This window comes from Mycolicibacterium canariasense, from assembly GCF_002101555.1.
Lineage (GTDB): Bacteria > Actinomycetota > Actinomycetes > Mycobacteriales > Mycobacteriaceae > Mycobacterium > Mycobacterium canariasense.
Map to the genome: position 1 here is coordinate 49,152 of NZ_LQOL01000075.1, position 7,523 is coordinate 56,674.

Here is a 7,523-nt window from a genome sequence, read left to right on the forward strand (position 1 = left end):
CCAACATAATTCGTTCAAAGGAGAACCGATGACCACCACCGCGCAACCACCCGAGGCCACCACGGCCCGCACCCCGCGGCGGGCCGCCCTGGCCAGCTTCATGGGCAGCGCCGTCGAGTATTACGACTTCTTCCTGTTCGGCTCGGCCGCGGCGCTGATCTTCCCGCATGTGTTCTTCCCGTCCGGTGAGGAAGCGGCGCTGGTCATGTCGTTCGCCACCTTCGGCTTCGCCTATGTCGCGCGGCCGGTGGGTGCCATCATCCTCGGCCACTTCGGTGACCGCATCGGCCGCCAGCGCGTGCTGATGTTCACCCTGGTGCTCATGGGGGTCTCGACCTTCCTGATCGGCTGCCTGCCCGGCTTCGCCACCATCGGCTGGGCCGCGCCGGCGCTGCTGGTGATCTGCCGTCTGATGCAAGGCTTTTCGGCGGCCGGTGAGCAGGCCGGCGCCAGCTCGCTGACCCTCGAACACTCCCCCGACCACCAACGCGCCTACTACACGTCCTGGACGCTGACCGGCACCCAGGGTGGTCTGATCCTGGCCTCGTTGGTGCTCATCCCCTTCGTGTCGCTGCCCGACGAGGTGAAGTACACCTGGGCCTGGCGGGTGCCGTTCTGGCTCAGCGCGGTGGTGGTCGTGGTGGCCTACTTCATCCGCCGCCGGCTGCACGAGACCCCGCAGTTCACCGAGGCCAAGGCCGCCGGCACCATCGCCCGCATGCCACTGATCCCGCTGCTGCGCGACCACTGGGCCGACGTGCTGCGGGTGATCTTCTGCGCGTTCATCGCCGCGGTGTCCACCGTGTTCAGCAACCTGGCCATCGCCTACGGCAAGAAGGTCGGCCTGCCGGCCGACATCACGCTGTGGCTGGTCGTGGTGGCCAACGTGTTCGCCCTGGCCACCCAGCCGCTGTTCGGCAAGCTCGCCGACCGGATCGGCCGCAAGCCGGTGTTCGTGTACGGCGCCCTGTCCTCGGCGGTGCTGATGCCCTTCTACATGTTGTCGATGAGTGGGGGTAACCAGCTGCTGACCTTCGCACTCGCGGTGGCCACCTTCTCCTTCGGTTACGCCGCGGCCAATGCGGTGTGGCCCGCCTTCTACGGCGAAATGTTCGCCACGCCGGTGCGATTCTCCGGAGTGGCGATCGGCACCCAATTGGGTTTCCTGGTGGCCGGTTTCGCACCGAGCATCGTCACCGCGCTGGGCGGGGTGCGCGAGGGCGGCTGGGTGGTGATCAGCATTTTCACCGGCGTGGTCTGCGTGATCGCCGCGGCATCGGCCCTGACCGCGCGGGAGACCAAGGACGTGCCCACCGAAGCGCTGGGCCACGGGGCGACCGCCGGCGAACTCGTCCGGCACTGACCTACAGCAGGCGCCCGATACCTCGCGCGGCAACCTGCAATGCACCGAGCAACCGCTGGCGGTCGCGTTTGAGGGTGGGCACCACCACCCCGATCGCGGCCGCCACGGTGTCGTCCGAGCTGCGGACCACCGGCACCGCCAGCGAATACGCGCCCAGTGACATTTCCTGTGAGGTGGTGGCCACCCCGTCGCGCCGAATCCGCTCGAGCTGGTTGCGGAGCACACCGGCCGAGGTGATGGTGTACGGCGTCACCCGCGTCAGCTCGGCGAACACCTGACGCTGGATGGCGGCCGGGGCGTGGGCGAGCAACAACTTTCCCACCCCCGTGCAATGCAACGGCAGCCTGCTGCCGACCGTGCTGACGATCGGCACCGAGGCCCGGCCGGACATCCGCTCGAGATAGAGCACCTGCGTCCCCTCCCGGACGGCCAGGTGCACGGTGGCCAGGGTCGCGGCGTACACGTCGTGCATGAACGGTTCGGCCACCTGCTTCAATCGCCCTTCCACCGGTGCCCGCAGCCCTGCCTCCCAGATCAGGCGACCGATGACGAACCGGCCGTCCTGGCGGCGTTGCAGCGCGGACCCGGACACCAGTTCACCGGCCAGCCGCGACACCGTGGGCACGGGTAGCTCGGACCGCTGTGCGATCTCGGTCAACGTGAGCGCACGATGCCGTTCGTCGAAGGCGCCGATGATCGCCAGCAATCGCGACGTCACCGTCGCGCCGGGCACCGAGGTGTTCCCCGCCATCCCACAATCCTTTCGCTGAGCGGAAGTCTAATCTTCCGAGTCGCCGTCCGGGATGACTACCGTCGAACCATGACAGCCCGCATCGACACCAACCCCGACAGCGCATCGGCGAGCCAGGCTGAGATCAACGCCGAGATGGCCGCCATCGAAACCGCTTACCTGCAAACGGGTATGGAAGAACGTCAACCGAGACTGGACTATGCGCCCTACCGCAGCAGTCTGTTGCGCCATCCCACCAAGGACCTGCACCACGCCGATCCCGAGACGCTGGAGTTGTGGGCACCCGTATTCGGGGAACGCGATGTGCACCAACTGGAATCGGATCTGACCATCCAACACACCGGTGATCCGATCGGTGAGCGCATCGTCGTGACCGGCCGGATCGTCGACGGCGACGGACGCCCGGTGCGCCGCCAGCTGGTGGAGATCTGGCAGGCCAACTCCGCGGGGCGTTACATCCACCAACGCGACCAGCACCGTGCACCACTGGATCCCAACTTCACCGGCGTCGGTCGCTGCCTCACCGACGACGACGGGACCTACCGCTTCACCACCGTCAAACCCGGCCCGTACCCGTGGAAGAACCACCACAACGCGTGGCGCCCGGCGCACATCCATTTCTCGCTGTTCGGAACCGATTTCACGCAGCGGATGATCACCCAGATGTACTTTCCCGGGGACCCCCTGTTCACGCTGGATCCGATCTACCGGTCGATCACCGATCAGAAGGCCCGCGACCGACTGGTCGCCACCTACGATCACGATGTGACCAGCCACGAATGGGCCACCGGTTACCGCTGGGACATCGTGCTGACCGGTTCGCACCGCACGCATTTCGAGGAGGACCACCGATGAGCACACTGCTGACGCCGACCCCGGGCCAGACCATCGGACCGTTCTACGGTTACGCCCTGCCCTTCCACCGCGGGAATGAGCTTGTACCGCCCGGCGTTCCGGGCTCCATCAGGTTCCACGGCATCGTCACCGACGGCGCGGGAAAGCCGATCCCCGATGCGATGCTGGAGATCTGGCAAGCCGACGCGACCGGCCAGATACCGCGCACCGCGGGGTCGCTGCACCGCGACGGCTGGACGTTCACCGGCTGGGGCCGGATGGCCACCGATGACGAGGGGCGTTTCAGCTTCAGCACCGTCGAACCCGGTCCCACCGAACCGGGTAAGGCTCCGTTCATCGCCGTCACGGTGTTCGGGCGCGGACTGCTGAACCGCTTGTTCACCCGCGCCTACCTCCCCGATCCCGGCCCGGATGCGTTGCTGGACAGCCTGCCCGACGACCGCCGCGACACCCTGATCGCGCAGCGCGACGAGCACGGACTCCGTTTCGACATCCGGTTGCAGGGCGAGGCGGAGACGGTGTTCCTGCGTTTCCCGGGCCAGTGAGCGATCTGTTCTGGCCCGGTGACCACCGCGCCGGGACTGCCATGAGTGAGCAAGCTTTCTTCGCGGCTCTGGTGAGAGCCGAGAATGCCTGGCTGGCAACCCTCGTCGCGGCCGGTATCGCTCCGCCGGCAGCCGCCGCCGATCTCGGCATCCTGACCGGTGAGGCGGATATCCCCGGAATCGCGGCGGGCGCGGAGGCCGACGGCAATCCCGTCACCGGACTGGTCGCCCTACTGCGGGACCGTGCCGGGGCGGACGCCGCGCGCTGGCTGCACCGCGGTCTCACCAGTCAGGATGTGCTGGACACCGCACTGATGCTGTGCCTGCGCGATGCCCTCGCCGCCCTGGCCGGTGCGCTCGACCGGCAGGTGCACGCCCTGATCGGGCTGACCGAACAGCACCGGGCCACGCCGATGCTGACCCGCACGCTGACCCAGACCGCGCTGCCCGGAACGGCGGCGCGCAGATTCGCGAACTGGCTGACCGGCATCCTGGACGCCGTCGACACGCTCAAAGCACTTCCCGCCCTGCCCATTTCGGCTGGCGGGGCGGCCGGAACACTGGCCGCCAGCACCGAACTGGCCGGCTCTGCGGACGCGGCGCTCGCGTTGGCGGGGGCTTGGGCGGACAGGCTGGGGTTGGCGCAGGCGTTTCCGTGGCACACCACGCGTGCGGTGCTCACCCGCACCGGTGACGCGCTCGTCGGTTGCTGCGACGCGTGGGGACACATCGCCAACGACATCGCCGTGGGGGTGCGCGCCGGCGAACTCGCCGAAGGTTCCGGCGGCGGGTCATCGACCATGCCGCACAAGAGCAATCCCGTGCTGACGGTGCTGCTGCGCCGGACCGCGCTGACCGCCCCGCAACTGGGCGCCACCCTGCACGCGGCGTCGGCGGCCAGCGTCGACGAACGCGCCGACGGCGGCTGGCACGCCGAGTGGGCGACCCTGCGGACCCTCGTCCGGCGCACCCTGATCGCCGCGTCGCAGGCGGCCGAACTGTTGTCCGGGCTGCGCGTGGACAACGCGCGGGCGGCCACCCATCAGCACGACGCACAGGGCATCTACGCCGAACAGCAGACCATGGCCGGCCTGACCGGCCGGAGCCCGGCCGCGCAGTACCTGGGTGCCACCGACGTGTTGGTGGATCTGGTGCTGCAGCGAGCCCGCAACCATCTCAAGGAGGCACAGTGAGCGGCTACGACGAGGGCATGGCGGTGCGGCGGGCGGTGCTCGGCGACGCGCATGTCGACCGCGCCGTCGACACCACCACCGATTTCACCGCCGACTTCCAGGACCTGATCACCCGCTACGCGTGGGGAGACATCTGGACCCGGCCCGGCCTGGACCGGCGTAGCCGCTCCCTGATCACGCTGACCGCCCTGGTGGCCCGCGGCCATCACGAGGAGTTGGCGATGCACGTTCGCGCGGCCCGGCGCAACGGCCTGACCGTGGACGAGATCAAGGAACTGTTGTTGCAAACCGCGATCTACTGCGGGGTGCCCGACGCCAACACCGCGTTCCGGATCGCGTCCCGCGTGCTGGCCGAGGACGGCGATATCTGACCCACGCTTCCCGATCGGAGACGTATCGGCGTCGCAAAGCATGATGTACATCATGTACATCGCCTGGGCGCCGGCCAGAATCGCGTTGTCGTGGCTGGCCGACCGCCCGGAGCTGGAGGCCCTGGTGGATCAGATCGCCGGCGGTGTGGCGGTGGCGCGTGCGCGGCGCTGACCCATGCCCGTGCGGCTCGGGCACCGAGTACGACGACTGCTGCGGGGCGCTGCACCGGGGTGACCGGACGGCGCCGACCGCCGAGGCGCTGATGCGTTCCCGATTCAGCGCATACGCGCTCGGGTTGGCCGACTACCTGATGTCGAGTTGGGACCGCGGTACCCGGCCCGCTTCGCTCGAGCTGGACGAGACGCTCACGTGGCGGCGACTGCAGATCGTCGACACCGAGGCCGGTGGCCCCGGCGACGCGTCCGGCATCGTGGAGTTCCGCGCCCAGTACGTCGCCGACGGGCGTCGTCGCATCCTGCACGAGCGCAGCCGCTTCCGGCGTGACGAGGACGGTGCCTGGCGTTACGTCGACGGGGTGTTCCCGTCGCCGGACGTAGGCTGAGGGCCATGCGGATGATGATGGCGGTGGGTGCGCTGGCCGTGGGCGCCGTGTGCGCGGCCCCGGTCGCACAGGCGGACACCGCGGACGGATCGCTGGCCGGTGATCAGGTGTTGACCGCCTTCGACGTGCAGAATCCGGCCATCGGCAGGCTGGATCCGGCACTGCTGAGCGCCATCCAGAACGCCACCACCGCGGCCGCGGCCGACGGCATCACGATGACCATCACCTCCGGCTGGCGCTCTCCCGAGTTCCAGCAGCGGCTGCTCGACGACGCGGTGGCCACCTATGGCAGCATCGCTGCGGCCCGGCAGTACGTGCAGACACCCGAGCACTCCAAGCACGTCATCGGTGAGGCGGTCGACGTCGGCGGGACCGGGGCCGACCAGTGGCTGATCGCCAACGGCGCGCGGTTCGGGTTGTGCCGGACGTATGCCAACGAGCTGTGGCATTTCGAGCTGACGGCCGATGCCTACGGGAACTGCCCGGCGCTGTTGCCGGACGCCGCCGGCTGAGGCCACCTCTGCGCATCCTCGTCGCTTAGGTGCGCTATCTGCTAGTTGATCTAAGCGACGAGGGTGGCGGGGCGGCATTTTTGGCGCGTCGACGCGTCGGTAGGTACGAGTATCATCGAACACATGTTCGATAAGACACGGGAGCGGGCCGCCGCCGCGGTGAACCAGATGAGTGCTGCCGCCCGCGCCGAGAACGCCGACGGCGCCCGGCGGCTGGCCGCGATCGGCGACCTCTACGAGATCCTGGCCCCCGAGGACGACACCGAAAAACTGTGCTGGGCCATCGACGGGCACCTCAGCCTGGTCGCCGAGGTCGCCACCGCCCTGGCCATCAGCCGCAAACGCGCAGAAGCCCAAGTCAAACTGGCCATCACCCTGCGCACCCGACTGCCCAACGTGGCCGCCGTCTACGCCACCGGCGCCATCGACTACCGCATGATCGCGACCATCGTGGCCCGCACCGAACTCATCACCGACCCCACCCTGATGGCCCGCATCGACACCCAACTGGCCCAGAAAGCACCCCGCTGGGCCCGGCTGTCCGGCCCGAAGATCGAGCAACGCATCGACGGGGTCATCGCCACGGCTGACCCCATCGGCGTGCGTGATCCAGACCGGCCCCGCCGCGACCGCTACGTCGAGGTCACCCTTACCCAACCCGGCATGGGCGGGGTATGGGCCAACGTCGACGCCGTCGCGGCCACCGCGTGGGACAGGCTGCTCAACACCCTCGCCGAAAAGACCTGCCCGGCCGATACCCGCACCAAAGACCAACGCCGCGCCGACGCCTTCGCCGCCATCGCCACCGGCCAACACCCACGCTGCCGATGCGAGGACCCCGACTGCCCCGCCCGCACCACACCCCCGACACCGGCCACCGTCGGGGTGATGATCCACGTGATCGCCGACAACGCCACACTCGACGGCGAATCAGAAGGCCCGGCGTATCTGCCCGGGTACGGCGCCCTGCCCGCCGACATGCTCAGGAAGCTGACCGACACCGCCACAACGCGCGACCTGCCGGTGCCCGCGAGCGCCGCCCAATCCGGCTACCGACCCTCGGCCGCACTGGCAGACTTCATCCGCTGCCGCGACATGACCTGCCGATTCCCCGGCTGCGACGCATCAGCGTGGGACTGCGATATCGACCACACCGTGCCCTACCCGGCCGGGCCGACGCATCCGTCAAATCTGAAGTGCCTGTGCAGATTCCATCATCTGTTGAAGACCTTCCACACCGGGTGGAACGACCACCAGCTGCCCGACGGCACCGTCATCTGGACCACCCCTACCGGACACACCTACCTCACCGAACCCGAAGGCGCCCACTGGTTCCCCGCCCTGGCCACCCCCACCGGCAAACCCGACCT

Annotated in this window: 9 protein-coding genes; 8 read left to right on the forward strand and 1 reads right to left on the reverse strand. The window is 68.7% G+C overall.

What is annotated here, in order from left to right:
• The first annotated feature begins 28 nt into the window (after positions 1-28).
• On the forward strand, positions 29-1,363 hold the full coding sequence (locus AWB94_RS25925) for an MFS transporter (protein WP_062654498.1): 1,335 nt from the start codon (positions 29-31) through the stop codon (positions 1,361-1,363).
• Between the two features lies 1 nt (position 1,364).
• Here AWB94_RS25925 and AWB94_RS25930 read toward each other — a convergent pair whose 3' ends face one another.
• Entirely contained in the window at positions 1,365-2,114 is a 750-nt protein-coding gene (locus AWB94_RS25930) for an IclR family transcriptional regulator (RefSeq protein WP_062654497.1), read from the reverse strand.
• A 69-nt stretch (positions 2,115-2,183) separates the two neighbouring features.
• Between AWB94_RS25930 and pcaH the strand changes: the two genes are divergently transcribed.
• The 7 genes from pcaH to AWB94_RS25965 all read left to right on the forward strand — a co-directional run.
• Complete coding sequence (gene pcaH, locus AWB94_RS25935; RefSeq protein ID WP_062654496.1) at positions 2,184-2,969, forward strand: protocatechuate 3,4-dioxygenase subunit beta; 786 nt, start codon at positions 2,184-2,186, stop codon at positions 2,967-2,969.
• Positions 2,966-3,514, forward strand: a complete 549-nt coding sequence (gene pcaG, locus AWB94_RS25940; protein WP_062654495.1) for a protocatechuate 3,4-dioxygenase subunit alpha — start codon at positions 2,966-2,968, stop codon at positions 3,512-3,514. Before pcaH ends, pcaG begins: the two co-directional genes overlap by 4 nt.
• A complete protein-coding gene (locus tag AWB94_RS25945; protein ID WP_062654494.1) occupies positions 3,511-4,707 on the forward strand; it encodes a lyase family protein in 1,197 nt (398 codons plus the stop codon). Before pcaG ends, AWB94_RS25945 begins: the two co-directional genes overlap by 4 nt.
• Complete coding sequence (gene pcaC / locus AWB94_RS25950) at positions 4,704-5,078, forward strand: 4-carboxymuconolactone decarboxylase (RefSeq protein ID WP_234811888.1); 375 nt, start codon at positions 4,704-4,706, stop codon at positions 5,076-5,078. Before AWB94_RS25945 ends, pcaC begins: the two co-directional genes overlap by 4 nt.
• Positions 5,079-5,236: 158 nt before the next feature.
• Entirely contained in the window at positions 5,237-5,641 is a 405-nt protein-coding gene (locus AWB94_RS25955) for a YchJ family protein (protein WP_062654493.1), read from the forward strand.
• Between the two features lie 5 nt (positions 5,642-5,646).
• A complete protein-coding gene (locus AWB94_RS25960) occupies positions 5,647-6,153 on the forward strand; it encodes a M15 family metallopeptidase (protein WP_062654492.1) in 507 nt (168 codons plus the stop codon).
• Between the two features lie 123 nt (positions 6,154-6,276).
• Positions 6,277-7,523: HNH endonuclease signature motif containing protein (locus AWB94_RS25965; protein ID WP_085122526.1), on the forward strand; the 1,247-nt coding region annotated here is incomplete at its 3' end.

Coding starts and splice junctions, on each gene's coding strand:
- AWB94_RS25925 (WP_062654498.1), top strand. CDS start 29: ATGACCACCACCGCGCAACCACCCGAGGCCACCACGGCCCGCACCCCG.
- AWB94_RS25930 (WP_062654497.1), bottom strand. CDS start 2,114: ATGGCGGGGAACACCTCGGTGCCCGGCGCGACGGTGACGTCGCGATTG.
- pcaH (WP_062654496.1), top strand. CDS start 2,184: ATGACAGCCCGCATCGACACCAACCCCGACAGCGCATCGGCGAGCCAG.
- pcaG (WP_062654495.1), top strand. CDS start 2,966: ATGAGCACACTGCTGACGCCGACCCCGGGCCAGACCATCGGACCGTTC.
- AWB94_RS25960 (WP_062654492.1), top strand. CDS start 5,647: ATGCGGATGATGATGGCGGTGGGTGCGCTGGCCGTGGGCGCCGTGTGC.